This is a genomic window from Hymenobacter negativus (assembly GCF_016056375.1).
In the GTDB taxonomy this organism is placed as follows: Bacteria; Bacteroidota; Bacteroidia; order Cytophagales; family Hymenobacteraceae; genus Hymenobacter; species Hymenobacter negativus_A.
In genome coordinates, this window is sequence record NZ_JAEDAE010000002.1 from 654,059 (window position 1) to 679,013 (window position 24,955).

At 56.7% G+C, this 24,955-nt stretch carries 22 protein-coding genes, 1 tRNA gene and 1 pseudogene; 13 read left to right on the plus strand and 11 right to left on the minus strand.

Translation table 11 applies throughout. From position 1 onward, the window contains the following. Positions 1 to 28 precede the first annotated feature (28 nt). The 3 genes and pseudogenes from I7X13_RS07665 to I7X13_RS07675 all read left to right on the plus strand — a co-directional run bounded on the left by I7X13_RS07665 (position 29) and on the right by I7X13_RS07675 (position 5,893). On the plus strand, positions 29 to 4,336 hold the full coding sequence (locus tag I7X13_RS07665; protein WP_198075018.1) for a DEAD/DEAH box helicase: 4,308 nt from the start codon (positions 29 to 31) through the stop codon (positions 4,334 to 4,336). A 14-nt stretch (positions 4,337 to 4,350) separates the two neighbouring features. Then, positions 4,351 to 4,965 (plus strand): hypothetical protein, encoded by a 615-nt coding sequence (locus I7X13_RS07670; protein ID WP_198075019.1) that lies wholly within the window; start codon positions 4,351 to 4,353, stop codon positions 4,963 to 4,965. A gap of 57 nt (positions 4,966 to 5,022) precedes the next feature. After that, positions 5,023 to 5,893: pseudogene (locus I7X13_RS07675) on the plus strand (integrase core domain-containing protein). A 1,207-nt stretch (positions 5,894 to 7,100) separates the two neighbouring features. On the opposite strand, the gene I7X13_RS22030 reads toward I7X13_RS07675, so the two are convergent. Then, positions 7,101 to 7,394, minus strand: coding sequence for a helix-turn-helix domain-containing protein (locus tag I7X13_RS22030; RefSeq protein WP_198075020.1), 294 nt, complete (start codon positions 7,392 to 7,394; stop codon positions 7,101 to 7,103). A gap of 57 nt (positions 7,395 to 7,451) precedes the next feature. Between I7X13_RS22030 and I7X13_RS07685 the strand changes: the two genes are divergently transcribed. After that, positions 7,452 to 7,853, plus strand: a complete 402-nt coding sequence (locus I7X13_RS07685) for a hypothetical protein (protein WP_198075021.1) — start codon at positions 7,452 to 7,454, stop codon at positions 7,851 to 7,853. A gap of 1,054 nt (positions 7,854 to 8,907) precedes the next feature. On the opposite strand, the gene I7X13_RS07690 is transcribed toward I7X13_RS07685, so the two are convergent. The 6 genes from I7X13_RS07690 to I7X13_RS07715 all read right to left on the minus strand — a co-directional run bounded on the left by I7X13_RS07690 (position 8,908) and on the right by I7X13_RS07715 (position 13,882). Continuing rightward, positions 8,908 to 10,056 (minus strand): DUF6371 domain-containing protein, encoded by a 1,149-nt coding sequence (locus tag I7X13_RS07690; RefSeq protein ID WP_233454699.1) that lies wholly within the window; start codon positions 10,054 to 10,056, stop codon positions 8,908 to 8,910. A gap of 105 nt (positions 10,057 to 10,161) precedes the next feature. Then, on the minus strand, positions 10,162 to 11,532 hold the full coding sequence (locus tag I7X13_RS07695; protein WP_198075023.1) for a DNA primase family protein: 1,371 nt from the start codon (positions 11,530 to 11,532) through the stop codon (positions 10,162 to 10,164). A 155-nt stretch (positions 11,533 to 11,687) separates the two neighbouring features. After that, positions 11,688 to 12,326 carry a MerR family transcriptional regulator gene (locus I7X13_RS07700; protein ID WP_198075024.1) on the minus strand — a complete coding sequence of 213 codons (639 nt, stop codon included), beginning with the start codon at positions 12,324 to 12,326 and terminating at the stop codon, positions 11,688 to 11,690. 2 nt (positions 12,327 to 12,328) lie between these two features. Further along, positions 12,329 to 12,712, minus strand: coding sequence for a helix-turn-helix domain-containing protein (locus I7X13_RS07705; RefSeq protein ID WP_198075025.1), 384 nt, complete (start codon positions 12,710 to 12,712; stop codon positions 12,329 to 12,331). 118 nt (positions 12,713 to 12,830) lie between these two features. After that, the gene (locus tag I7X13_RS07710) at positions 12,831 to 13,616 is read right to left on the minus strand and encodes a hypothetical protein (protein WP_198075026.1); all 786 of its coding nucleotides are present in this window, start codon (positions 13,614 to 13,616) and stop codon (positions 12,831 to 12,833) included. A 194-nt stretch (positions 13,617 to 13,810) separates the two neighbouring features. After that, a tRNA-Glu gene (locus I7X13_RS07715) sits at positions 13,811 to 13,882 on the minus strand. Positions 13,883 to 14,198: 316 nt separating this feature from the next. Here I7X13_RS07715 and gap point away from each other — a divergent pair. From gap to I7X13_RS07735, 4 genes are all read left to right on the plus strand, one after another. Further along, positions 14,199 to 15,206, plus strand: coding sequence for a type I glyceraldehyde-3-phosphate dehydrogenase (gene gap, locus I7X13_RS07720; protein ID WP_198066611.1), 1,008 nt, complete (start codon positions 14,199 to 14,201; stop codon positions 15,204 to 15,206). Positions 15,207 to 15,395: 189 nt separating this feature from the next. Continuing rightward, entirely contained in the window at positions 15,396 to 16,265 is an 870-nt protein-coding gene (locus tag I7X13_RS07725) for a diacylglycerol/lipid kinase family protein (protein ID WP_198075027.1), read from the plus strand. 175 nt (positions 16,266 to 16,440) lie between these two features. Further along, positions 16,441 to 16,776 (plus strand): translation initiation factor, encoded by a 336-nt coding sequence (locus I7X13_RS07730; RefSeq protein WP_198075028.1) that lies wholly within the window; start codon positions 16,441 to 16,443, stop codon positions 16,774 to 16,776. A gap of 57 nt (positions 16,777 to 16,833) precedes the next feature. Beyond that, positions 16,834 to 17,274, plus strand: a complete 441-nt coding sequence (locus I7X13_RS07735; RefSeq protein WP_233454700.1) for a DUF1622 domain-containing protein — start codon at positions 16,834 to 16,836, stop codon at positions 17,272 to 17,274. Here I7X13_RS07735 and kdsB read toward each other — a convergent pair. Then, positions 17,271 to 18,020 carry a 3-deoxy-manno-octulosonate cytidylyltransferase gene (gene kdsB / locus I7X13_RS07740; RefSeq protein WP_198075029.1) on the minus strand — a complete coding sequence of 250 codons (750 nt, stop codon included), beginning with the start codon at positions 18,018 to 18,020 and terminating at the stop codon, positions 17,271 to 17,273. The two genes, I7X13_RS07735 and kdsB, sit on opposite strands and share 4 nt — an antisense overlap. Before the next feature lie 190 nt (positions 18,021 to 18,210). On the opposite strand from kdsB, the gene I7X13_RS07745 reads away from it, so the two are divergent. The 4 genes from I7X13_RS07745 to I7X13_RS07760 all read left to right on the plus strand — a co-directional run bounded on the left by I7X13_RS07745 (position 18,211) and on the right by I7X13_RS07760 (position 21,590). Beyond that, positions 18,211 to 19,152 (plus strand): DPBB and LysM peptidoglycan-binding domain-containing protein, encoded by a 942-nt coding sequence (locus tag I7X13_RS07745; protein ID WP_198075030.1) that lies wholly within the window; start codon positions 18,211 to 18,213, stop codon positions 19,150 to 19,152. Positions 19,153 to 19,287: 135 nt separating this feature from the next. Continuing rightward, the gene (locus I7X13_RS07750) at positions 19,288 to 20,040 is read left to right on the plus strand and encodes a TIGR02757 family protein (RefSeq protein ID WP_198075031.1); all 753 of its coding nucleotides are present in this window, start codon (positions 19,288 to 19,290) and stop codon (positions 20,038 to 20,040) included. Positions 20,041 to 20,063: 23 nt separating this feature from the next. Beyond that, on the plus strand, positions 20,064 to 20,750 hold the full coding sequence (locus tag I7X13_RS07755; RefSeq protein WP_198075032.1) for a hypothetical protein: 687 nt from the start codon (positions 20,064 to 20,066) through the stop codon (positions 20,748 to 20,750). A gap of 93 nt (positions 20,751 to 20,843) precedes the next feature. Further along, a complete protein-coding gene (locus I7X13_RS07760) occupies positions 20,844 to 21,590 on the plus strand; it encodes a hypothetical protein (protein WP_198075033.1) in 747 nt (248 codons plus the stop codon). A gap of 38 nt (positions 21,591 to 21,628) precedes the next feature. Here the strand turns inward: I7X13_RS07760 and I7X13_RS07765 are convergent, their stop codons facing one another. Continuing rightward, entirely contained in the window at positions 21,629 to 22,051 is a 423-nt protein-coding gene (locus I7X13_RS07765; protein WP_198066603.1) for a nuclear transport factor 2 family protein, read from the minus strand. A 352-nt stretch (positions 22,052 to 22,403) separates the two neighbouring features. On the opposite strand from I7X13_RS07765, the gene I7X13_RS07770 reads away from it, so the two are divergent. Then, positions 22,404 to 22,985: an HPP family protein gene (locus I7X13_RS07770; protein ID WP_198075034.1), complete on the plus strand. Its 582-nt coding sequence runs from the start codon at positions 22,404 to 22,406 to the stop codon at positions 22,983 to 22,985. Between the two features lie 108 nt (positions 22,986 to 23,093). On the opposite strand, the gene hmpA is transcribed toward I7X13_RS07770, so the two are convergent. Beyond that, complete coding sequence (gene hmpA, locus I7X13_RS07775; RefSeq protein ID WP_198075035.1) at positions 23,094 to 24,299, minus strand: NO-inducible flavohemoprotein; 1,206 nt, start codon at positions 24,297 to 24,299, stop codon at positions 23,094 to 23,096. Positions 24,300 to 24,354: 55 nt separating this feature from the next. After that, a complete protein-coding gene (locus tag I7X13_RS07780) occupies positions 24,355 to 24,804 on the minus strand; it encodes an RrF2 family transcriptional regulator (RefSeq protein ID WP_317191550.1) in 450 nt (149 codons plus the stop codon). Positions 24,805 to 24,955 lie beyond the last annotated feature (151 nt).

Here is a 24,955-nt window from a genome sequence, read left to right on the forward strand (position 1 = left end):
GAATACTTCGCTGTATCCCCCCTAACTTATGGCTCAACTACACGCTGGCTACTTTATTGAGGAAATTCTACCCTTTCTAATCAAAGGAGCGGCAGAGGACGGGCCAGGAATTGGGCGTGACAAGGTGTTGGCGCTACTGCGGAGCCTTAGCTATTTCGAATTAGAATCCAGTAGCCCGCTAGAAGGTCACGGCACGGAGCCGGATAGTTTGCTGGCGGTAGCTGGCAATTTGGTATCACGGGGGATGCCTACCCGCGCACCCTTGAGGCTAGTAGCGCAGGTACTGCAGCAGGTATGGCCGGCTGAGGTTGCAGAAGCAATTGATTTGGGAACAATCCGCTACGAGTTGGGCAGCGTGACGGATGAGTGGAAGCAACTACTGTGGCGGGCGCTGCACGTTGTGGAACCGCGCATACAAGATACAGCGGCTACGCGGCAAGAGCTGGCGGGGTGGGCCAGCCACGGCAGTGATTTCGAGCGGCGTTTTTTTACCCGCATGGTACCGGAGTTATTTGGCCCAGAGCTATGGCAAGTTCTGGCTCCCCAAACGGTTTTGCGGTCACTGCTTGAATTTGCGCCCGATGAGCGCGAGCAGCTGCATAAGCAACTGCTGGTGAATGCATCGGAATTCACGGAGCAGACACTCGATTTCACGCTAGCTCTACCCTATCCCTGGTACCGAAACGCGGCGGCCTTGGGTAGCCCGCCGGTACAGGGAGTAGTAGTAGAAATTGATGGTTCGCAACACCGGAGCGACGCCCGGCAAAGCGTCAAGGATAACCGGCGCGACTGGGCTACCGAGCAAGCGGGCTGGGTTACTGCCCGCTTGGCTACGTCGGACTTTGATGCACCAGAAAAGTCGCTCGGGCCACTACGGGAAGTCGTTAGCAAGCACACCTATCTGCGGCACCTGAGTACCAATTTTCATCAGCCCATGCACGCGGATGAGGCCGGGCGTCGGGCAATGCAGTTGCTGCTAACACCCCTGGCCGTGGCGCGTGTGCAGCGGACCATGATAGAGTGTATGGCTAGCGGCGTACTGCCTATGCACAAGCAGCGGTGGAGTGTGGCAATTATTGAGCGTGACGTACCCTGCGGGCACTTAGCAGTAGAGGGATTGCAAGAGCTTTTCCTAGAGCTGTATGAATTGGAAGGCCGGGAGCGGCACTTACCCGAAATAGACTTGCGGGTTTACACCACGGCCGAATATGCAACCGCGGAGCTACACCAAATAGCTAGGCACTCAGTAAGGCCATTGAGCGCGGCCGCCAGTGATGGTGAGGTTGACCTATTGCTTGATGTGTCGATGCTGCAGCGGCCAGGGTTCATCATGGGGAAGGCAATGGTGCCAGCGCTGGTCAGGCTATCTATTCGTACAGCCTACGCGCCGGACACGGCACGCCGCTTTCAGACGGCTCCATTGATTCCCTACTTGCCTATCGTGCAGATTACACCTGAGAATGGTGAGGGAGAGTATCCGGAAATACCTGAGCGCAAGGAGCCGATGCTTTATTTTCTGCGCAACATTTTTCGCAAGAATGATTTTCGGGCGGGGCAACTGGCTATTTTGAGCCGGGGCATTCAGGGAAAAAGTGTGCTGGGGCTGCTGCCGACGGGCGGGGGTAAATCTTTGACTTATCAGTTGGCGGTGTTGCTACAGCCGGGGGTAGCACTGGTGGTCGACCCCATCAAGTCACTTATGCAGGACCAGTTTGAAGGGCTGCATAAGAACTGGATTGATGCGACGAGCTACGTAAACTCATCGGTGCGGTCGGCGGCTCAACGTGAGATGCGGCTGCGGCGACTGAGCCGGGGGCAGCTACTATTTTTCTTTATTTCGCCGGAACGGATGCAAATTCAGTCATTCCGTGACCAACTGCTGCGAATGCGTAGCCTGGACGACCCGCGACGGCGCGTAGGCTTCTCTTACTGTGTGGTTGACGAAGCGCACTGTGTGTCGGAATGGGGCCACGATTTTCGGACGCAGTATCTACGCCTGGGAGATAATGCCCGAACTTACTGCCACACGTTTGAGAACGAGCCAGTGCCTCTATATGGCCTAACGGCCACGGCTTCATTCGATGTGCTAGCCGACGTAGAACGGGAGCTAAAGCTGGACCTGGATGCAGTAATCAGAACCAAGACCAACCGGCGTGATGAACTTAGCTACCGAATAATTGAGGTGGTTGCCGAGGCTGAACACAAAAAACATTGGGACCCGGTGGGCGCAGCCAAGCACCAGCGGCTGCGGGAGCTACTATACGAATTGCCGGACGAGATTCAGGAGAGAATTGAAGTGGCGGAGAGAGTAGAAGGATTTGAGGCGCGGTTTATTCCGCGAGGATTTGAGGCATCTACTTTCTTTGCAGCCCAGCAAGAGTATTACTCCAATGCAGGACTGATTTTCTGTCCGTACAAATCGGAAAAACATGCGGCAGGCGTTCAAAACGTATACACCATGCTCCAGGGAATGGATGGGTTGCCGTTGAAGGTGGGCTATTTCATGGGCAGCGACCAAAATGACCCAGATGCCGATGCGGGCGCAGCCGAAATGGAATTGATGCAGAGCCGTTTCGTTGGCGACCGCCTTAATTTACTGGTAGCGACCAAAGCATTCGGAATGGGGATTGATAAGCCTAATGTGCGGTTTACCATCCATTACAACTATCCCAGTTCAATTGAGAGCTTCGTGCAGGAAGCCGGGCGGGCGGGACGTGACCAAGCGTTTGCGTTGAACTACGTGCTGTTTCATGAGAACGACAGCCAAATCCCGAAACAGTTTTTCCAGCGCAGCTTCAAGGGCCGAACTAAGGAAGCGCTTATTATGCATGAGCTGCTGACGATGGTGACATTCCCGGCGGGGCAGGCTATTCAGGAACTGGCTGAACAGTTGGCTGCTACTTTCCATGCTCCGGTAAGCCTAAATCTTTACCCTAAACCGAGTGCCGGGGTACCGCGCTCCATTTATGTAAATCAGGCGTTTGGCGTAAGCTACGGACGGGTTGATTTCATGAATCCAATGTCACCCGTCAAAGTAGTAGTTGACCGTCATCCAAGCATAGATGCAGACTTGGCAGATGCTATTATTGATGAGTTGGTGCGCTATTTGGAAGAGGACGCTCCAGATACAGCAAAGGATTCACAGCAAGCGATGGGCAGCTGGCTAGCAGCGCACACCACTGCTTCCTCGGCTCCTGGCATAGCTCCACGACTAGCTCGGGTCCTTCCAGGGCAGCGACCAGAACCGCTCACTATTGGATTTACCAACGGCGCATTAAGTGAGATGTCAGAAGTAGCGGCGGCGCACGGCTTCACGTTGCCTGAACCAATATTGCGAAGTGCGGCAATGTATGCTGCCAGCGCTACGGAATTTCTGAATAATCTTAAGTCGGCGCTCACCCCGCAGCCGGCAGCGGAGGTGTTCGATACCATCCGTCGCAACTTTCTACGTATTCGGGACGAGCAGGACACCTACAAAGCTGTGTATCGGTTATGTCTGTTGGGTGTAGTTGAAGACTATACCATCGACTACGGTTCCCGCACTCTGACGCTAATATTGGCACCAAAGACACAGAGCGAAGATGATTATCTGAATAATCTGGAGCGTTACTTCAGCCGCTATACAAGTGGCGGGCGAGCGCGAAGAATGCGCAATGATGCGGAGCAGCGGGAGAAGGGAGATTCACTACTTGAAAAGTGTTTGGGGCAGATTTTAGATTTCACCTATCAAGAGGTGAGTACCAAACGCCTGCAAGCTATTACCGAAATGGAAGCTGCCTGTCGCAGAGGACTGACAGGAGATGACCTAATTGAGTACTTCGATTTGTACTTCAACTCGAAATACGCCCGCGCTGAACACTTGCCCGAAGACCTGAAACAAGGCACCTTTTTTAGCCAAGAGATAGTACTGAAATATCTGCGCTATATGGCCGACCCACCAGACGGCCTGGGGCAGGAGAAGGACAACATCAAGCATTTACGCGGAGCCTGTACGCGCCTGATACAAAGTGCGCCAACAAATGGTGCGCTGCTGCTATTGGACGGGTTTGCTACCCTCTTTTTGGAACATCACAAACCCACAGGGAAAGCTGATGCAAAACTGGTAGCAACTGGCCAACAGAAAATTAGGGATGGGCTGGTAGCATTCTATGAGCAGACTGAGTTGACGGAGGAAGAATTGCAGAAGTTTGGTCGACAGTACGCAGAAGAGATTAACCGATACGACACAGAAATTGGCGCTTACGTGCTTGATACAGTAGTTGACGAAATACTACTTGATATCAATAGCCGCTGGTTAGCTGGATTCAACCAGAAATTTGATAACCGCCGTTTCTAACCCATTTTTTCTTTATGTCTGACAAACCTACTTCTTCACTGGAAATTTTAAAGCGGGAGCTGAGCCGACTAGTAAGCTTTACAGATACTATTGGCACAGCCAAAGCTAGCGTCTTAGAGTCACAGCAAGCGGCCGAAGCCGCAATACAAGCCGCTGAGGCAGTGCATGAACAGCAGAAAGCCCTGTTAGTCGACCTGCGGCGGGAACATCAGAAAAGTATTGATGGACAAAGCGAACTGTTGCGTAACAACTCGCGGCAGTGGGAGGAAGCACTGAAGCAGCAGTTGGCAGTGGCCCTGCAAGAGTACGGCAAGCAAACAGCTCAGCTAGAAAAGGTAGCAGAACTGCTTCGCAAGGATGGCCAGAAGCAGGGGGACGTGTTAACAGGCGTGAGTGACCGGCTACAAGTGATTACGGCAAGCCTAACTGCATTTCGGGATGCAATGAATGCTGCACGGTTTTCGGACCGATTAGAATCCATCGGCACACGGCAGGAAAGCGTAGATAGCCAATTACAAGCTCTACGACAGCAACTGCGTGAGATAGGTACCCAAAATTTGATACTGCATGGAGTAATCGCAGCCGGAGTTATTGGACTGCTTGTACTACACTTTTTGAAAACGAGTTAGATGTATAGCCCCAAGATGTGATGGTGTGTTTTCCGGCCTGGAATTTCGCACAATGTTATGGGACAGATACTCCACGGCAGCACCCGTACAACAGCGGCAGTACGGCGCGCTATCTAGCGTAGTCAGGAAATGCATACAAGTGTTAGCCAAGCGCCACGGTATCAACCCGAAAATCGTCGCCAAGTGGCGTAAACAGCCCAAGGTTCAGGACTCCCGGATGGGACCCGCTGCGGCCTCGACGGTGCTCATTACCGAAGAAGAAGCCGTGGCCTTTCGGCGCATAAGCTCCTGCCCTTGGATGACTGCTTGTACGCGCTACAGGTCACACGGCCCTACACCGCTGGTTTTAGCGCCACGGCGTCAGCCACCTGCCCCTGGCCGAGGACGGGCTAAGCGAGCTCAAAAGTAGTTCCGATTGTATCCCATAGGCTACCTGCACGTCGATTTTGCAGAAGTGCAATCGGAATAAGAATGCCAGTACCTGTTTGTGGCCATTGACTGCACCAGGAAAGTAGCCGTTGCTGAATTGTAGCCACAGGCCACTAAGCTGGCGGCCACTGACTTTCTGCACCGGGTCCTGGCCAAACTGCCGTACCGGATGCACACGGTGCTAACCGACAACGGCATCCAATTCGGCAACATTCGCCACTAACTGTGGGCCTTGCCCCACCTGTTCGACCGTGTCTGCACCGAGCACTGTCTCACGCAGCCCGGCCATTCCTAGACCAACGGTCAGGTCGAGTGCATGAACCGTACGCTTAAGGAAGCAACGGTCCAACGCTACCATTACCAGACCACGGCCGAGTTAAATGAGTACCTGCAGACCTTTCTCCTGGCCTATAACCATGCGAAACTGCTCAAGACCTTATGCGGTCTAACGCCGCATGAATTCGTGTATGCAATGACAGAAAAATCCCGTTACATTTAATCAGGACCCAATCTGCCTTGCTCTAGGACTATACACATAGAATATAGCACGTAGTCACGCAGATAAGCGTACACGTTGTGAAAGCAGTACTTGCACAGATTATACTTGTCGAAAATACTGCGGGTCTCGCTGGCTAGGCGTAGCGCCTCGGCCTTGGATGCCTCGTCATATTTACACCGTTTGCCGGGTGACGTTCCGATTGCTTTTGTTGCCACGACAGAAGAAATGGATGTCCTTCTTCTATCCGGCTTGCCTAGACTAACTCAGTCTTTTGAACCGGTCAGGCTGTGCATTTTGAAGTTGAAGATAGATACTATGGAATCGGGCAACTGAAAGCTGTGGGTCCATACAGAGGTGCGACTAGTATAGGCTTCGCTGAACAGGCGCTCGGCGGATAGGAGTCGAAACGAAAGTTCGAGGCAATCATTACGTTGGCTTTAGCTATACTCAAGCGGATGTAATGTGACAGATACGTGAATGTGCGCAGTTCATTCAGAAAATTCTAACCAGTAACCGCACAAGTTTCAAAGAACTATTAATACATGAGTGTAGACAAAAGCAGCCCTTTGTTAAAGATGTTTGTGCGCAATACTGTGCGCAGAATCTTGAAAAGCGCCTTTTTAAAGTCTCCAAGCCGTTTCGCTCATTCTTGCTAAGAATATCCGAACCCGTTTCGCCGGTTTTGTTTAACCTTGCGATAGCCTACTGGACTGCTGGCCTCCTGAAAACCAAACGAAATTGTTCCTGTAAATCGGAGGGTACCCGGTCCAGCATTTACGTTTCTTTTCGGTTCACTCTCCCCCGTCCTTCATATAAGAGCCCCCGGGGCTTGCACAACTGACCATTAGTAATTGGCTTCTGAGGAAACTGCTGACATTTGGCGGGGCAATTCTAGGTGCGTCCACCATTCTGCGCAGAAGCACCCCCAAGGAGGTAGTAGCTTTTCCTTTTCGATGCGTTGCACAGTAGGCCGAGAATTGTCGGCATAGTTTGCTATGATTTCCTGCGTGAGCTTCAGTGCTCGTCGTCATAGCTGGAGGTGGCCCGGTTTCCCAGTTTGGACCTTAAATAAAAGCGCCATGTGAAGAAAGACAGGTGTTCGCATTCAAGCTGGTGCTGACAGCAGACACAGTCACTTTTGCCTTACTATTATATGAGTGGACACGGAACGGAGTCATAGGAGGGATGCACGCAGCAATCACTCTTTTTATCCCTGTTTATGCTGGTCTACGGCGTCAATCCCAGGGCAATCCATTAGTTCCTGGAGAGGAATCTCGAATGCGCGGGTAAGAGAGATTAGGACGTCAAGAGTTACTGAGAACTTAGCTAGTTCGAGACGTTGGATGGTGAGCTTCGACACATCAGCCATGTCTGCTAATGCCTGCTGACTAAGCTTTCGTTGCTCACGCAACCGTCGCACACGGAGTCCAAAAACTGCGAGACCGGCCGGATTTTTCACCGGCGCAAGGTCCATTGAGCTTAAAAGTGTTTGGATGCACATATGTACTCAAAGCCGTAAATGTGCTTAGCTTTGGGCTAAACATATTTGGCTACAATAATGAAAATGGCGTCAGAACTGTCGCGACGTGAACGGGATGACCTTTGTTCGCAATATGAGAAGCAGTTGCAAGGCCCAATGGGGCAGCAGCAACTTGCCGTCACCTGTGCCATGGACTACTTCAGTAGCATCCCCGGGTCTGAGCGAACTCCCGAAATCTCTGCCCTCGAAGAAATATTCTCGGTGATAGTAAGTGACTCGCTACGGGAAGACCTCCTCGAAGACCTGGAAATTATGAGAGGCGAGTTTGCGACGCCAGAACTGCAAAATGAGTTCTGGTTTGACTTTCAGCATATCATCTACGTGCAAGCCTGCCGATTGGAGTTGTATTACTCCTTGGCGCAGAAAGTAGCGGCACAGTATGGCTTTAAGCTGCCCAGTGATGAAGCCATCGTTTCCTGAAATTTGGTTTGCTCCAGCAAAACGATTGCTTGCCATATTACCAGGTAATGCTCATGTGGCTAGTGCAATTGAACCTAAAATAGGTTGCTGAAGGGGCAAAATTCCTCTTGCGCTACTGCGCCCCATCTACCAAGCTCAGGCTAACAGCAGGCCGCTATGATGCTCGCCGCGGCTGCTATGGCCCGCCGTAGCGAGCTTCAAATGCAGGCCGTGCGCGAGGTGGTGGTATAAGCCACCACGCAGCTCACCGCTAAACCAGTGTCCGCCCAATTTCCTCAAAATCCCATTTTCCCAAGCGTAGCTAATGCTTGCCCCGTCTCGGCCGCTCTAAATGGAAGTCGAAAACGCCTACGCAGCTTAATCCTTAACTTCTTTCATGATTCAGTCTCCCTACTTACGCCGCATAATCGGGTTCTTATTAGTAATACTGCCCGAAGTGTATTCGCTCGTGGAGTGCATCATCGGACTACTCGTGCTCACCCTCATTCTACGTTGGGTAGGCCTTGCGGACGGGACTTTTGCGCGTGTTGTCAGCACTATTTGGCTCATTATTGTGACATCTCGTTGGGCCGTGCGGCGTCGTCACGTGAACAATAAGAAGAGTGCGGCACCAAGTTCGCCACTGACAGTGCCGATGCTGGTCGCAAACGAATTTGCTCGAATCCCAGCGCCTTTAGAAGGTGAGGCACAGACGGGCATAAATCGCCGAGATGAAGCGATTCAGCGGGTAATGGCAAAGGGGGGACTGAGCCGTGAGGAAGTAGAGTCTCAGCTTCGCAAGTATGGTCTGTAATTCACCGCACTCGCTTTTTTGGCTATGGCAAATTATATCTGGTTAGCCGTGTCATGATAAGAAAAGGCCGATGATAAACTGTTTCATAGTCTATCATCGGCCTTTTTCTGCACACCTTGTGTCGGAAACTCGTGTTGGTGCGCTTAAAGAACGAATGCATCGGTTTGCGCTCGGCCAGAGACGCTGGCATCTGTATGCGACTGTGCCGAGCGCAAAGATACCTGAACCACCCCCGGAACACCTGATTTCGGGGTGGAGGAGTTAATGCGCGGCGACAGGATATCCGATTCCAACTGCGAAATCATTCAGAATCGAGCACTCTCCCGGTGATTCATTGTGGGGGACATCCCAATTGGGCGGATAACCTGGCCACTCCGCCAATAGTAGGTCACCCAAGTCGTAGCCGGTTGCTTGCTGCTCTTCCGTCGTGTGCTGCTCCAGATAATCGGATACATCGATTCTAAAGCCTGCTTTTTGTAACTCTTGTGCTTTGTCCTGCCACCGCTGAAACGCCCGTCCTTCGAGCGAGGCATCCGGGAAAAGCAAGATGTATCTGCTCTTCAATGGCGCGATGCGCTCGGCGTTGAGATACGATAAGGCATTGACGGCAACCCAGGTGTATTGGGGAAAAAAACCAGCCCCCAGCACGGCTGTTTTGGGTGCCTCCACGACCGCGACGATACGGGTGTGGGGGGCTTGGAGCGCCTGCGTTAGGCCAAACAAACAAGGGGACTTGGCGCCATGCAGGTCGTAGGCTATCAGCCAATCCGGATGGGTTTCTTTGCGCCGGTCGATGGCCTGCCCCAGCGCCGTATGAAACCAACTCGTGTACCGTTTGATGGTCCCGTCTGGTCGCACCGTTTTAACTGTGTGGCCATCGGCGTCGAAGAGGACCACTTGGCCCCCACGGACCCGCCCGCGTTCGTCGCGCAGCCAAAAGACGCATGCTCCAGGCCAATGGGCGGAAGTGCCGATTTCAAACTTACGCAGCAGGTCTTTCGCCACGCCGGCCCCAAAGTGCACCGTAAGCAGGCGGGCAAACTGGTTGCGGGAATACCCAGCGAAGCTGCGCTGCACAACTTCTTCGGGAACAGAAACAACTGGCGGGGCAGTTGGCGCCATCTGTGGCGTTTGACGCACGCGCCCCTTTAAGAAGGGGAGGCACTGGTTACGAATGTCTTCTGCATAGCTTGTTCCGCCTGGGGGCTTGTGGTACGGGCTGGCGAAATAGCCGCAGCGGTCCTCGCGGTTGCAACGGCCGAAGTGTGCAGGAAGTAACTCGCCGGTGGCTTTGTCCACGAAGCGGGCGAAGGTGTTGCGGTGCTGATTGCCACAGGCCGGGCAGTCATGCCGCGTGTGGGTGCCCCGGTAGCGGTAGGGCTGAAGTGCAAATCGATAAGGCGGAGCCATAAAGAATAGTTTTTTCGGCCTGCATTTGCTGCATTTTGTACATCGCCAACTCTGACATCAGGGCTGTGTGCTGAAAATGCAGCAAATGCAGGCAGTAGAAAAAAATTAATTATCGCTCATGGGCACCGTGCGGCCTGCCCGAATGGCCCACCCCACGCTCTTGCGGAAATAGACGAATCCAGCCCGTTCCATGCGTTTGCGGAAGTTCTTCCCACCGACGGGCGGGGCCAAGCTTTCGAAGCATTGGTTCTTGTACTGCCTGTAGAGGTCCTGGTGAGTAATCCACCGCTCGGGGTCAGGCTGGAAGCCTTCTTCTTCGAGAAACAACCGCACTGAATCAGACTGCTTTTCGAAATCTTCCACGAGGTGGCGCGACGCGGCGCAGGAACTGAACCCGCGCTGGGCCAGCAGGCGGTGCAAGCCCGCCAGTACCCAGTTCAGCATGCCCGGGAGTTCCGTGGCCGCGATGGTGGCGGCCAGTTGTGGGTCGCGCTCGGCCTCGGGAATGGTGACGGCAAAATGTATCAGCAGAAAGCGGCGGAAGTAGGCGTCGGTCTGCTCCACGTCGGTGGGCAACTCGTTGCAGTTGCCCATGAACTTCGCGTACTCCTTCATGATGAAGGGCTGGCCGTAGGGCAGCCGGGCCTCGATGGGCTCGCCCGACACGAGTTGCTTGAAGGCGTTGGCGTCAAACTTGCCGTTGATTTCACTGACGTAGTTGAGCTTCTTGTCGGCCAAGTTGGCGCGGTGATAAGCGCGGCTGTCCGTCAGGCTGTGTAAGCTGTAGCTGCACACGTTCTCCGCTCCCAGCATCTTCAGCACCAGTTCGTAAAAGACGGACTTGCCGTTGGCGCCGGAGCCGACCAGCAGCAGGGCTTTTTCGAGCTTGAGCGTGCTGGTCGGCACGAATACGTAGGCCAAAAATTCCGCCAAGACGTGCTGGCTGTCCATGTCGGGCTGCACACGGTTCAGGAACGCCTCGAACCGGGGAGCAGTGGCAGTGGGGTCGTACTCGTACGATAGCTGGTAGGTGAGAAAATCGGCGGGGTCGAAGGGCTGGAGCCGTTGCCCTGCGGGCCCAATGACCAAAGTGCCATTCTTCAGGTTGAGCTTCACCTCGTCGGTGTCCGGCTCGGGTGCTGCTTGGTAGCCGTCGCTGAGAAATTGAGCTAGCAAATTCTCCGTGAAGACATAATGACGGGCATCGCAGTGTTTCACGCCCATGCCTTCGGCGGCTTCGCGCAGGAAGACCCGCAGTTCTTCATTGGCGAGGCGCTCCCAGTAGGCTCCGTTGTACACGTAAACGGCCTGGTTTCGTTGGCAAAGGCCATAGCCGTGGAACTTGGCAAGGTCCCGCACTTTGCGAACGACGGTCACCAAGTGGTGTTTTTGCTTGAGTTGTTCTTTGTCGCTCTCCAGGGCAACTTCGGCCCGGAAGTCAACCGGCTCGACGTGCTGAAGCAGCTTATACAGCACAGAGTGGCGTGTTTGTGGAGTTGCAGCGTCTTGCAAGGAGTCGGCCTGCTCAGCTAGGTGAGCAGCTAGGCCGGTTAGAGAAGGGGAATCAGGAGCTTGGGGCACGCGCGCAGGCAAAACCGCAGTTCGGTTTTGGAGTAAAGTTTCGAAGGACATTAAAAAGGCAAGTCGTAAATGTCGTCTGACACAGAAGCGTGGAATTGGGTGCCAACAGCAGGGCTCACAGCAAGCCGGAAAGGTGCCGAAGTGCTTTTAGGTGTGCTTTCGCGCTGTTTTTGTTGAAGAGAGATTCTAAGCCGGAGCTTTTTCTGCTTGCACGCATACTGGCGCACGTAGTCTTTCGCTACGTCGCTTTCCCACCACATAGGGTCCTGTGACAGCATCATGGCCTGCACTTCAGTTCGAGAGAAACCGGAGCGGCCCTCCACTTTCCAGCATTTTAGCCAGCCTTTGCGCGACCAAGCGTGAAGTTGTTGAGTGCTTACCCCAAGCATAGAGGCAGCCATTCGTGCAGGGAACACATTTGGAGGAGGTGAAGTGTAGGTTCGCTCGGTCTGCGCCTGGGTCCACAAATAGACCAGTTTATCTCGAATGGCCAAACGGAATTGAAAGTCTTCCATGAAGACATTCATATGGCTCGGGAGCGCGACAACCGCACGGTCAGATGGACTTATGCTGGGATAATTTCCTCGGATGACTGCGGGCACATCAGTCGAAATCAGAACCTTTGCACCCTTCTCTGAGAGCCGTATGGTTGAAAATGTGGTTGGGCGGGTGGATGAATAGGTGGTCATGATTAGCGGGCTTTGGGGGTGGAAGAGGAACGACGGGCATACTTGCGGCGCCCATCCGGCTGGGTATGGGCTTGAAGGGCGGCCAGCACGTGACCACGCTTTATGCGAACCGAACGGCTGCCCGCAGTGCATGACTGTATCTTGCCCGCCTTAATCCATTCGTACACGGTTTGTGGCTTCATGCCCAGCACGGCCGCAGCTTGCTGAACGGTCAGCATTTGGTCGTTTTGGTCCGCCACGGCAGCCACATCAATTTGCTCAGCGGCTAAAAGCAGGTGCTCTTCGCGAGCAATTTGACGGAACCGTTGCTCCGCAAGTGCGATGAGCTGAAGGACCGGCGCCCAGTGTGAGGGCGCTTCATTCGCGGTGCCAGTTGTGGCTGGCATCGGGAGGAGGGTGGGGGCCCCGAGGGGCTGTCGCTGGTAAAGCGATGTCATATATGTATTACCAACCGCTTCGACCTGAGTACATTCGTTGCACTAGCGGCGATTGATATTACAAAGGTTAAGAGCTCCTCAAACCTTTCCCATTTTCGGTATATACCGGTAGCTGTTGGTATATACCAGGCAGTGGTTTTTGTTTCGCCTTGGGCGCCAAAATCAGTTGCGCGAAAGCAAATGCATTGCGTACCGCTTCCCGAAAAACCCGCGATTTCGGCGGGTTTTCGAACTGGTACTTTCCTATGGCTTCACTAACTGTAACTTGGTAGCGGTCCAACAGCATTGCCTTCCATTCACGAGATGGGATGTCTTTATGAACCAATCCCAGCCAATCAGCCAGTTTGTACACTGCGGCGCAAGCCGTAGGGTAACTGCTCGCAATGGTTTTGTTTTTGACGGCCTCCCACATTGCGTCAATCTTCGCAGCATATTCAGCCCGCTGCTTATCATCTTGCCCTTTGCATAGGCTTTCCAAGGATGGTATCGCCTTTTGGGCGAGAGGTGCTGAACCTTTCGAAATCTTGGCTCTAGCAGAAGCGAGGGAAGGAGCAGCCAAGTTCATCGAAACTGTATCTGGTGCCGTGGGCAAGCCAGCGTCCTGAACGGCGGCTAGCTGCACAGAGTCGGATTCGAAGACGACTTTTTTGAGAGGTCCTTTCGAGTTAAAAGGCGCTGCGTAATAGCTGCGCTTGGGGGTGGCCCGGCTTTCGCGCCCTTGCAAATCACGATACTCAGCCCATGGGAAACCATCACCCTCTTGACCAGATGCAACAAGAGCTTTTAAGCGCGAGAGTTCAGCGCGCATTGCTGGAGTAAACTCACTTGTATCTTCTCCAATGTGCCTTTTCATAAGGAAACTCATACGACCGGGCCCCAGAGTGGTTTTCAACGTCCGCCTCGGTGAGTGCAGGACGAGCCACGCATGTAGAGCAACTTGATAGAACAGCGAGGCAACCAGCCATCGGCTTAGAATTTGCTTTGTACCCGGGGCTGTACCCCAAGTACGAAAAAACCCGCCCTGCGTGATGCAGAGCGGGTTTTTAGTAGTCCGTAGGGGAATCGAACCCCTGTTGGTAGAATGAAAATCTACTGTCCTAACCCCTAGACGAACGGACCGTTGTTCGTTTTGATGATGCAAAGGTACGGCGCGCTTCGTTTCGTGCAAGTGCTTGAAGAAAAAAAAGTGCGATTTAAACCAAAGTACCCTGTTTTTCAGGCTGAAAAATTTTCACAGTGTCCTATTCCCGATAAGCCCGAACGTTTGAGACCTGGCAGCTGCCTGCTGAACCGTGCTGTAGTCCGAAGGGGAATCGAACTCTTATTAAGGGCGGAATTGAATGTGGGCTAACCCGCGCCTGCCTGCTATCTTCGCCCCGTGTTTCAACCGGCCGCCAGCGTGGCGGCTGGCCACTAATCCCCACCTGTTTGTACAATGGCAAAAATTAAAGTCGCCATCAACGGCTTCGGCCGTATCGGCCGCCTCACCTTCAAGTCGCTGCTTGGCCGCGACAATGTGGAAATCGTTGCTATCAACGACCTGACCGACAACAAAACGCTGGCCCACCTGCTGAAGTACGACTCCGTACACGGCCGTTTCGACGGCACCGTGAGCTACGACGAGGAGAGCCTGACGGTGAACGGCGTGAAAATCGCTGCCCTCGCCGAGCGTGACCCCAAGCTGCTGCCCTGGGGCAAAATGGGCGTTGACGTGGTGCTGGAATCGACCGGCCGCTTTGTGGACGAGGCTGGCGCTGGTCAGCACATCACCGCTGGTGCCAAAAAAGTAGTTATTTCGGCTCCCGCCACCGGCAACATCCCCACCGTAGTGTTGGGCGTGAACGAGGACATCCTCACCGGCTCGGAAACCATCATTTCGAACGCCAGCTGCACCACCAACTGCCTGGCCCCAATGGCCAAAGTGCTGGACGACGCTTTCGGCATCGAGAAGGGCTACATCACTACGGTGCACGCCTACACCTCGGACCAAAACCTGCAGGATGCCCCGCACAAGGACCTGCGCCGCGCCCGCGCCGCTGCCTACAGCATCATCCCCACCAGCACCGGTGCGGCCAAGGCCGTGGGCCTGGTACTGCCCACGCTGAAGGGTAAGCTCGACGGCCTCGCTATGCGTGTGCCCGTGCCGGATGGCTCGATGACCGACCTGACCGTCATCCTGAAAAAAGAAGCCACCAAGGAGCAAATCAACGCCGCGCTGAAAGCTGCTGCCGAAGGCCCCCTGAAAGGCATCATCGAGTACGTGACTGACCCGATTGTGAGCATCGACATCGTGGGCAACCCCCACAGCTGCATTTTCGATTCGGAACTGACGTCGGCCAACGGCACGCTGGCCAAGGTGATTGGCTGGTACGACAACGAAACCGGCTACTCGACCCGCACGGCTGACCTGATTCAGAAGCTCGGCGAGAAGATGAACGGGTAATTGCCGCTCCCGTAAATAAACGCCGTCTGCTTTGCCATTTGTGGCGGGCGGGCGGCGTTTTTATTTGTAAGTAAAGCGTAATGGGGAGTTAGGTGGTGAGAAATCAGCTGACTTTACTCTAAAATTGCGCCCAAGCTAATTCGCACTGCTTTCTACGATATTCCGCCAAGCCTTCGCTGGGCGTCTCCCATGCCCAAAACCTGCTTCATCCTCAACCCCAAGGCCGGCCCCAGCCAGCGCCACGACATGCCTGCCCTGATTGCGCGGTATTTCGGCGCGCGGGAGGCGGACTATGAAATCCGCCCCACCGAGTACGCCGGCCACGCCGTAGAACTGGCCCGAAAGGCAGCAGCCGAAGGTTTTGCAGTGGTGGCGGCCGTGGGCGGCGACGGCACCGTGAACGAGGTGGGCCGGGGCCTGCTGGGCACTGAAACCGCCTTGGGCATCATCCCCCAGGGCTCAGGCAACGGCCTGGCCCGCCACCTGAAAGTGCCCCTGGGCCTGCCCGACGCCTTGCGCCGACTGGCCGCGCCTGACTTCAGCCGCATGGACGTGGGCGTGATAAATGGCCACCCGTTCTTCTGCACGGCCGGGCTGGGGTTTGATGCGCACGTGAGCCAGCACTTCGCCCAGGCCGGCTCGCGGGGCCTGAGCACTTACCTGCAGGTGACGCTGCGCGAATACCGCCGCTACCGGCCGGTGGCGGTGCAGGCTAACTTTGACGGCCAGGAAATTGCTACCGACTGCTACGTGCTGGCCTTCGCCAACGCCTCGCAGTACGGCAACAACGCCTACATCGCGCCCCGCGCCGACTTGCGCGACGGCCTGCTCGATGTGTGCCTGATTGACGCCCTGCCCGTGTTTCGCGCCTTCCGCGTGAGCTTGGCCATGGCCCTCGGCAACCTTCCCCAGAGCAAAGCGGCCGAATATTTCCGGGTGCCGCACGCCCGGGTAGTGGCCGCCGCGCCCATTGGCTTCCACGTCGATGGCGACTACCTGGGCCACGCCACCGAATTCGACGTGGAACTACTGCCGCTGGCTCTGGCCGTAGCGGTATAGGTCATTTAACATTTATCAATTAACATTTAGCAGCGTTTACAAAGGACCAATCGCGCCAGTTGAACGGTCGTCAAATCGCGCCAGTTGAACGGTCGTCAAATCGCGCCAGTTGAACGGTCGTCAAATGTTAATTGATAAATGAAAAGATTGTTAAATGATAAATGTTAATAGATAAATGAAACAGAATCGCACCGGTGTGGTCTATTCCACCAATCCTGATTTCTCTTACCAAACCGATGAGCCTGCCGCGGCTACTACGCTGCCGCCGCAACAGCAGCAGCTGCGCGTGCAGCTTGATAAGAAGCAGCGCGGTGGCAAGCAGGTCACGCTCGTCACCGGCTTTGTGGGCAACGATGGAGACTTGCAGGCCCTCGGCAAGCTTCTCAAAACCAAGTGCGGCGTGGGCGGAAGTGCCAAGGACGGCGAAATTGTGGTGCAGGGCGACTTCCGCGATAAAGTGCTGGAAGTGCTGCTAAAAGAAGGCTACAAAGCCAAAAAAGCCGGCGGCTAGTTCCGACCGCGGGCCGGTAATGTCCGTATCCCGCTCGTCCTTGCATGCCCCGCCCCCATGATGTTGCTGTATACTTGTTTCCTATCAATCCTGCCCGAAGCGGCCCGCGACGTGACATCCCTGCACGGCCGGGCCGAAAGCACAGTTATCGACGCGGTGCTGTGGCTAAAGCTGGGCGTGGAAATGGTGGGCGCGCTCATCATCGCACTGGGCATTCTCAGCGCGGGCTGGCTGCTGCTGAAAGCCTTGAGCCGGGGCCAGACGGCTGATTTTACCGCCATTCGGCTGGCGCTGGCGCGGTACCTGGCGCTGGCGCTGGAATTCCAGCTGGGGGCCGATATTTTGTCCACCGCCATTTCGCCGACCTGGGAGCAGTTGGGCAAGCTCGGGGCCATTGCCATCATTCGCACGGCCCTCAACTACTTTCTCTCCCGTGAAATGCGCGACGAGCGCGGCCAAACCAGCGCCGAAAAGCCTGTGGTGGAGCGCGCCGACTAGCCCCGCAGCCGCGCCCGCGCCCGCTCCACGTCCTCCGGCGTATCGATGCCGAACGCGTCCAGCTGCGTCTCGGCGCAACGAATCTGAAAGCCAGCTTCGAGCCAGCGCAACTGTTCCAGGCTTTCGGCAGCTTCGAGGGGCGACACGGGGAGACGCGTGAGCTGCGCCAGCACCTGCGGCTGGTAGGCATACAGGCCCAGGTGGCGCAGGTAGCGGTGGTGGGCCAGCCACTCGGCGGGCTCGCGGCCGCGCTGGTAGGGCAGGGGGTGGCGGCTGAAATACAGGGCCTGGCCCTGCTGGTTAAGCACCACTTTGGGCAGGTGCGGGCTGAATAACTCTTCCTCCGTCAGCACCGGTTTCACCAGTGTGGCGATGGCGGGCGCGGTGGCAGTATCGGCAAATAAATCAACCAAGGCGTTGATTTGGGCGGGGTGAATGAACGGCTCATCGCCCTGGATATTGACGATGCAGTGCACATCGGCCGGGCTGCCGAGCTGCTGGAAGGCCTCCCAGAGGCGGTCGGTGCCGCTGGGATGGTCGGGGCGGGTGAGCACGGCCTCCCCCCCGAAATCCTGGACGTGGCGCAGGATGCGCTCATCATCCGTAGCGACCACCACGCGGGCTAGGTTGGCCTGCCGGGCCTGCAGCACCACGCGCTGAATCATGCTCTGGCCGCCCAAATCGACGAGCGGCTTGCCGGGCAGGCGGGTGGAAGCGTAGCGGGCAGGAATGAGGCCGAGAACCATGGGCGGGAGCGGGAAATGGGGAGCGGGAAGCGAGTGTAGCCCCGCCAATAAGCCCCAAATAACGGTACTGAACAGGGTTGAAACTGGCCGGGCTCAATTTCCCGCCGGTTATTGCGTTATTTTGCCTCCGCGGGCTGCCTGGCCGGCGCTCCCGGGCGGGGGCCAAGTGAATTTTGGAAGGCTTATTTATATGACTGCAATTCTTTCGTTGCTGACGCTGCTGGCCCTGGGCGGCCCCGGCCCCGGCAAACCCGGCCACGCCAAAAGTGCCCCGGCCGACTCCATTGGTCAGGAAATGCGCGGCGGCCAGCGCTTCGTGAAGCACCGCGTGGCAGCCGGCGAAACCCTGACGGCCCTCACGCGCCGCTACCACGTCACGCTGGCCGAGCTCAACGCGGCCAACCCGCAGATTAAAAACGGCCTCGGCGTAGGCCAGATTGTGTACGTGCCCCGCCCCGCCGCCGGCAAAGCCACGGCCGCTGCCGCGCCCGACAAAGCCGCCGCGCCCGTAACGGTGCCTGCCCGCTACACCGTGGCCAAGGGCGAGACCCTGTTCGGCATTGCCCGCAAGTTTCAGCTCACGCCCGATGAGTTGATTCGGCTCAACAAGCTGCCGGCTGGCGGCACCGTGCGCGTGGGCCAGCAGCTGATACTGTCCGGCGCGGCTGAGACCCCGTCGTCTGCCGCCACCACGGCTCCCAAAGCCGCGCCCGTGCGCCCGGTGGAGGTAGAAGCCGTGCCCGCCACGCCCGCCAAAGCCCCGGCCCCCGACAAACCCGCTCAGATTGCGACCGTGACCGAACGGCCCGATGAGAAGGAGGAAAAAGAGGACCACACCCCCAGCCGCGCCAGCGAAGTGCTGGCCCGCGTGGTGGAGTCCGGCCTCGGCGCGCCCATCGAAAAAAGCATTACCGACAAGTACCTCGCCCTGCACAAAACGGCCCCCGTGGGCACCATCATGCAGGTAAAAAACAGCGGCAACGGCCTGTCGGTGTATGTGCGCGTCATCGGCAAGCTGCCCGATACGGGCGAGAACAACAACATTCTGGTGCGCCTCTCGCCCCGCGCCGTGCAGAAGCTCGGCACCACCGACTCCCGCTTCCGCGTCGAGACGAACTACATCCCGCAGTAGGGCGGTTGACAATTCAACACGCCTGTCATCCTGAGCGCAGCGAAGGACCTTATCACGTTGATAGTTTTCTAACGTGCTAAGGTCCTTCGCTGCGCTCAGGATGACAGGCGTTTTTATTATCCTATTATTCATCCCATGAACATTGCCCAGCTCCGCCGCCAACTCGATGCGCAGTACCTGCGCTACAACCGTCCCGAGTTCATCCAGAACGACCCCATTCAAATCCCGCACCGCTTCACCCAGCGGCAGGATATCGAAATCGCGGCCTTGTTTGCGGCGCTGCTGGCCTGGGGGCAGCGGCCCACCATCATCAACAAGTGCAATGAGCTGATGCGGCGTATGGACGACGCCCCGCACCAGTTCATCACCCAACACCAAGATGAGGATTTGAAGAAGCTGCTGGGCTTCTGCCACCGCACGTTCTGCGATACCGACCTGCTGTATTTCGTGCATTTCCTGCGGCATTGGTACGGACAGCACGAGTCGCTGGAAACCGCGTTTCTGGTGGGGCACTCGCAGCGCGAGCGGCTGATAAACTTCCACCAGCACTTTTTCAGCCTGCCCGATGCGCCGCAGCGCACCCGCAAGCACGTGGCCACGCCGGCCCGCAAATCGGCCTGCAAGCGGGTGAACATGTACCTGCGCTGGCTGGTGCGCCGCGATGGGCACGGCGTGGACTTCGGCCTCTGGACCCGCCTCTCGCCCGTCGACCTCATCATGCCCATCGACCTGCACGTGGAGCGCCAGGCCCGCCCCCTGGGCCTGCTCACCCGCAAGCTCGTAGACTGGGAGGCCGCCGAAGAGCTGACAGCTAATCTGCGGTTATTGGACCCGACGGACCCGGTGAAGTACGACTTTGCCCTGTTTGGGGCGGGGGTGGATAAGTAGGTTTAATAGCCGACCGAGTAATCATGGGAAATCAATTTTACTTTATTCTGACTAATCGAATAAAACTGGCCGGTCTAATGATTGGAGGATTGTTACTGCTGATGTTTGGCCTGAAAACCGTCGACACACTAACCGCACCGTTGGCAGTTAGCAAGACTGTGAAGTTGCTGGTATTTCTTGTTTGGATGGCGGGAGGCTTGTATCTACTTTACCGACTATCAAAGAAGTTTAGCGGGGAAGCGGCATTGATTACAATTTCGTCTGATAAGCTGGTAATTGCTCGCTCGGATGCTGGAACGGAAAAGCAAATTCTATTGGCGTCCATTACAGCCTACCGTCATTCAACCTATAATTCGGACGATATTTTGCGCTTGAAGATGCGCGATGGTACGCGCACTAGTCTTGTAATTAGTGACTTCTTTCATGGAGGGCAGAGCTTGCACTTTGCCGCAATGGTAACAGCGCTTGAAACAGCCGTGGCGGAGCAACTGCGTTTGAATGAGCAACCGGTGACATTGCGTGAAAAGACACTTTTTGAAAAGCCGATTTCAACGGTTTTACTAGGTCCATTTGCCGCCTTGATGGTTTGGATGACTTGGGCGCAGATGCACCGCCTCCACACTTCCGGTAGCTTTTTCTCGGCTTGGGGGATTTTCAGCGCCTATCTGGTTGCGTGGATTGCCGCTCGTGAGCGGCGAAATGAAAAGTGAATTGCCTATCAGAACTGCAAGCGGGTAATTCGATTTCCGTTTCTCCCGGCAAACCGATAATTTGGCCAGACTTACATCCCAATGCTTTATTGCATGAGTGCCACTATTACTTCAACTGCCGAATCATCTGCTAGTTCATCAGCCACCTTGCACAGCCATCTGGTGCTGGTGCGCATGGGCCTGATGCTGGCCGGCATTCTCATTCCGGCCTTCGCATTGCCGCTTATTGTGGTGGGCTGCCTGTTCCTGAGCGACGGCGACCGCACCTGGGGCGGGGGCCTGTTGCTGGCCAGCGTGCCGATGCTGGCCGTGGCCTGGCCCTTGCTGCGGCGCAGCATGCTGCCCGTACTGGCCACCCTCACGCCCAAAAACCTGCGCCTGGAGCCGCGCGGCCGTAGCATCGCCTACGGCGTACCGCCGACCGACTACCCGCTGAGCGAAATGGTGGGCTACGGCGAGTTGGCCTCGCAGGGCGGCGCTCATATCAAGCTCTACCCCAGCCACGGCCCTATGCTGCAACTGGCCGACCGCCCTAAACGGGGCATTCCCGCCGCCGAAACCAGCCTGCCCGGTCTCGTGGATGCCGTCACCCTTGGCCGCACCTTGCAGGGCCAAATGGTTGCCGCTGGCACGCCCGACGAAAGCCTGCACCGCCCCAATTTCTACCAGGGCGGCTTCGGCCGCGCCCTGGCCTGGCTGTGCTACGCCTTGATGGCCCTGGGCGCGGCGTTGCTGCTGGTGCCCGGCGTGGACTGGACGGTGAGCCTGCGCCTGTTCACCTTCACCGCGCTGTATCTGAGCCTGTACCGCCGCAACCAGCGGACCGCGCCAACAGCGTAGCCTGCTTGCCGCACTGCCAGGGTGGTTATGTTGCCGCCTTACATGGCCATCTGGCTGCTGCGCTGAAATGCCTGCGCCACCGCGGCCGTATCCGTGTACACCTGGAAGCGCGACACCTTGCCGTCCCGCATCTGGAAGACGTGCGCCCATTCTTCCTCTTCGGACTGGCCCGTGGCCCGCACCCGGGCCTTGCCGTAGCCCAGGGCCACTAATTTATCGTCATGCGCGATGTACTCCGTGGGCTCAAAACGCTCAAATTCCACGGCATCGTGCAGCTTGGCGAAGAACGTGGCCACCGCCTCCTTGCCGCGGTAGACGCCGGCATACGGGATGGCCTGCGGTGCCCCCGGAATAACAAACTCGATGTCTTCGGTGTACAATTTCAATAAATTAGGAATGTCGCCTTTGCCGAAAAGGGCGTACCCGGCTTGCACCGTTTGGGTGTTTTGTTGCTCGTTCATGGCCGTGAAATTGATAACTAATGAAGGGTTGTGGCACGTCTCATCTCTTCCCGCAACCCCATCGGCAACAGACGCTTTTCGCCGCAAAGGCTACACTCGTGAGGCACGTTCAGCGGGCAGTTTGGCCGTCGTTCCTCATAACTCTGACTGCTTAGCTAAAATAGCCGTTGGGTAGTAGAGTTAACATGATTAACCTCAGCTGATTGAGCGGCTTTTATCAGTGATTTTTACTTTAGCTGGGCCGCGGGCTTTTGAGGCTAATCTGCCGCAGGCCTTCCATTCAGGTGCCCATAGCTGTCGCTTGTACTTTTGCGTCCGAATTAAAGGCAGCCGCCAACGCTGCTGTGGAACCATGCGCACGAGGCTACGCCGGCACGCCCGCCGGATAAAGGTGATTGTCTATCAGGAGACATTATTCGATTATAAAGAGCACTGCTGGACGTTTTTAGGCGCGTTTGTGGGCATTGCCCTCATTGGCCTGCTCAACCGCACCCGCCTCCCCGCCGATGCGCCCCTGCTTATCGGGTCTTTCGGAGCCTCGGCAGTGCTGATATATGGGGTCATCAACAGCCCGCTGGCCCAGCCCCGCAACCTGCTGGGCGGGCACGTGCTTAGCGCCTTCATCGGGGTCACGGTGTACCGCTGGCTGCCGCAGGAGCTGTGGCTGGCGGCGGCGCTGGCAGTTGCGCTGTCCATCGTGGGCATGCAAATCACCAAAACCCTGCACCCGCCGGGCGGGGCCACTGCCCTCATCGCTGTCATTGGTTCGCCCCAGCTCAAGGCTCTGGGCTACGGATACGTGCTAATGCCCGTCTTCTCCGGCGTGCTGATTCTGCTGGTGGTCGCTTTGTTCTTCAACAACCTCACCGCCACGCGCCACTATCTTGCCAACAAGCATTGGTACCGGTTCTGGCAGCGTCGGTACCACGGGTAGGCTGCGAAATCCAGCGTCAGGGGCAAGGGCTCATAAAGCAGAACTCCTGACTGAAAGGCAGTTGCCTTCCAGCCAGGAGTTCTGGCACTTGGGGCTCAACCCCGTTGGCTACACGCTCAGCGTCGCCGGGCCGAACTCCTCAAAATGAATGGCGGTGCGCGGCACGCCCAGCGCCGACAGGTCCTGCACCTGCTTGCTAATGAAGGGGGCCGGACCGCATACGTAGTAGTCGGCCTCGGGCATCAGGCTGCCGCCGTTTAGCTTGTTCAGGTCCACGAGGCCTTCATAGCAGCCTTCCTGCTCCAGGCCCGGCGCCAGCGTGTCGTAGAAAATGTGGTGCTGCACCTTTTCGTGGTGGGCGGCCAGCTGCGCCACCGGCTCGCGGAAGGCGTGCACCTGAGCGTTGCGGCTGCCGTGCACCCACATGACCTCGCGGTTGCTGCCCGTGGCCACCAGGTATTCCAACATACTCAGCAGCGGCGTCTGGCCCACGCCGCCGCTCACCAGCACCACGGGCGTCTGCTTAGTGGTTGCCAGGGTGAAGTCGCCGGCGGGGGCGGCCAGCTCCACAATGCCGCCCTCGGCCACGAAGTCGTGCAGGCGGTTGCTAATCATGCCATCGGGATGCTGGCTGCCGGCTTCCTTTTTCACCGAAATGCGGTAGTATTCGCCATTGGGGGCACTCGAGAGACTGTACTGGCGCGGCTGAAACAGGTTTAGCTCGGGCAGAAACAAGCGCAGGCTCACGTACTGGCCGGGCTGGAAATCGGCCACTTGGCCACCGTCGGCCGGGTAGAGGTAAAACGAGGTGATTTCGGCCGACTCTGCCACTTTCTGCTTTACTACAAACGGGCGCCAGCCCGTCCAGCCACCGGCCTGGTTGGCGGCTTGTTGGTAGAGGCCGCTCTCCAGGCCGCTCATCAGGCCGGCCAGCTCGCCGTAGGCGGTGGCCCAGGCATCGAGCAACGCGGGCGTGGCAGCCTCGCCCAGCACCTCGCCAATAGAGGCGATGAGGTGCCGGCCTACAATGGCGTAGTGTTCGGGCCGGATGTCGAGGCTGACGTGTTTGTGGCCGATTTTGGTGACGGCGTGCACCAGCACCGATGGGTCTTCAATGTTTTCGGCATAGGCCAGCACGGCCATGGCTAGGGCCATTTGCTGCTTGCCGTTCTGCTGATTGCCCATGTTGAAGACGTTCTTCAGCTCGGGATTGTGCTCGAACATACGACGGTAAAAATGGGTGGTGAGGGACACGCCGTGCTCTTTGAGGGTGCTCACGGTAGCCGTGACGAGGGCTTTCTGGTCAGGGGTCATGCGTAAATGGAATTGGTAAAGGACAAAAATGTCCGGTATTTGCGTAAAAAAAAGGTCAACCGAATTGCTTCAAAAAGCCCAGGCCGTCGTGTACCTTGCTGGCCAGCTCGCCGATGGTGTGCGTGCGCAGCAGCTCGTTGAGCTGGTCGCGGATGGGCAAAAACTGGTAGTGCATGGGGCAGGGCTGCCTGGCCGAGCACTGCGGCAGGCCCAGGGCGCAGCCCTGGAGCATCGCTCCCCCATCGATGGCCACCACAATCTGACGGAGCGTGACGGTGCGCAGCTGCTCCGCCGTCAGCTCGAAGCCACCGGTGGGGCCTTTCACGGACGTGATGAGCTGCTCGCGGACCAGCTGCTGGAGCACTTTGGCCGTGAAGGCTTCCGGCGAGCCAATTTCGGCGGCGATGTCTTTCAGGCCCACGCGACGGCCTGAATCGGTCGACTGCTGCCCGATGTAAATCGCGGCCCGAATCCCATACTCACACGCCTTCGAGAACATTGCCATGGTGGAGCAAAGGTACGGAGTGATTTTATATCGGACAATTTTATCCGATATATTTTTTGATTGAAGACGGGTTTGCTGCCGGGTGGGGGAGCAAAGGGGGCAAACAACTCCTGCGCTCGGCGAATCTTCCCGCCCGCTTAGCTGTTTACCT

Excerpts from the sequence above, each read along its gene's own strand:
- I7X13_RS07730 (WP_198075028.1), top strand. The coding sequence starts at position 16,441 with ATGAAACAGAATCGCACCGGTGTGGTCTATTCCACCAATCCTGATTTC.
- I7X13_RS07690 (WP_233454699.1), bottom strand. The coding sequence starts at position 10,056 with ATGGCTCCGCCTTATCGATTTGCACTTCAGCCCTACCGCTACCGGGGC.
- hmpA (WP_198075035.1), bottom strand. The coding sequence starts at position 24,299 with ATGACCCCTGACCAGAAAGCCCTCGTCACGGCTACCGTGAGCACCCTC.
- gap (WP_198066611.1), top strand. The coding sequence starts at position 14,199 with ATGGCAAAAATTAAAGTCGCCATCAACGGCTTCGGCCGTATCGGCCGC.
- I7X13_RS07745 (WP_198075030.1), top strand. The coding sequence starts at position 18,211 with ATGACTGCAATTCTTTCGTTGCTGACGCTGCTGGCCCTGGGCGGCCCC.
- I7X13_RS07770 (WP_198075034.1), top strand. The coding sequence starts at position 22,404 with ATGCGCACGAGGCTACGCCGGCACGCCCGCCGGATAAAGGTGATTGTC.
- I7X13_RS07780 (WP_317191550.1), bottom strand. The coding sequence starts at position 24,804 with ATGGCAATGTTCTCGAAGGCGTGTGAGTATGGGATTCGGGCCGCGATT.
- I7X13_RS07765 (WP_198066603.1), bottom strand. The coding sequence starts at position 22,051 with ATGAACGAGCAACAAAACACCCAAACGGTGCAAGCCGGGTACGCCCTT.
- I7X13_RS07750 (WP_198075031.1), top strand. The coding sequence starts at position 19,288 with ATGAACATTGCCCAGCTCCGCCGCCAACTCGATGCGCAGTACCTGCGC.
- I7X13_RS07670 (WP_198075019.1), top strand. The coding sequence starts at position 4,351 with ATGTCTGACAAACCTACTTCTTCACTGGAAATTTTAAAGCGGGAGCTG.
- I7X13_RS07755 (WP_198075032.1), top strand. The coding sequence starts at position 20,064 with ATGGGAAATCAATTTTACTTTATTCTGACTAATCGAATAAAACTGGCC.
- I7X13_RS07705 (WP_198075025.1), bottom strand. The coding sequence starts at position 12,712 with ATGCCAGCCACAACTGGCACCGCGAATGAAGCGCCCTCACACTGGGCG.
- I7X13_RS07735 (WP_233454700.1), top strand. The coding sequence starts at position 16,834 with ATGATGTTGCTGTATACTTGTTTCCTATCAATCCTGCCCGAAGCGGCC.
- kdsB (WP_198075029.1), bottom strand. The coding sequence starts at position 18,020 with ATGGTTCTCGGCCTCATTCCTGCCCGCTACGCTTCCACCCGCCTGCCC.
- I7X13_RS07685 (WP_198075021.1), top strand. The coding sequence starts at position 7,452 with ATGAAAATGGCGTCAGAACTGTCGCGACGTGAACGGGATGACCTTTGT.
- I7X13_RS07710 (WP_198075026.1), bottom strand. The coding sequence starts at position 13,616 with ATGAAAAGGCACATTGGAGAAGATACAAGTGAGTTTACTCCAGCAATG.
- I7X13_RS07700 (WP_198075024.1), bottom strand. The coding sequence starts at position 12,326 with ATGACCACCTATTCATCCACCCGCCCAACCACATTTTCAACCATACGG.
- I7X13_RS07760 (WP_198075033.1), top strand. The coding sequence starts at position 20,844 with ATGAGTGCCACTATTACTTCAACTGCCGAATCATCTGCTAGTTCATCA.
- I7X13_RS22030 (WP_198075020.1), bottom strand. The coding sequence starts at position 7,394 with ATGTGCATCCAAACACTTTTAAGCTCAATGGACCTTGCGCCGGTGAAA.
- I7X13_RS07665 (WP_198075018.1), top strand. The coding sequence starts at position 29 with ATGGCTCAACTACACGCTGGCTACTTTATTGAGGAAATTCTACCCTTT.
- I7X13_RS07725 (WP_198075027.1), top strand. The coding sequence starts at position 15,396 with ATGCCCAAAACCTGCTTCATCCTCAACCCCAAGGCCGGCCCCAGCCAG.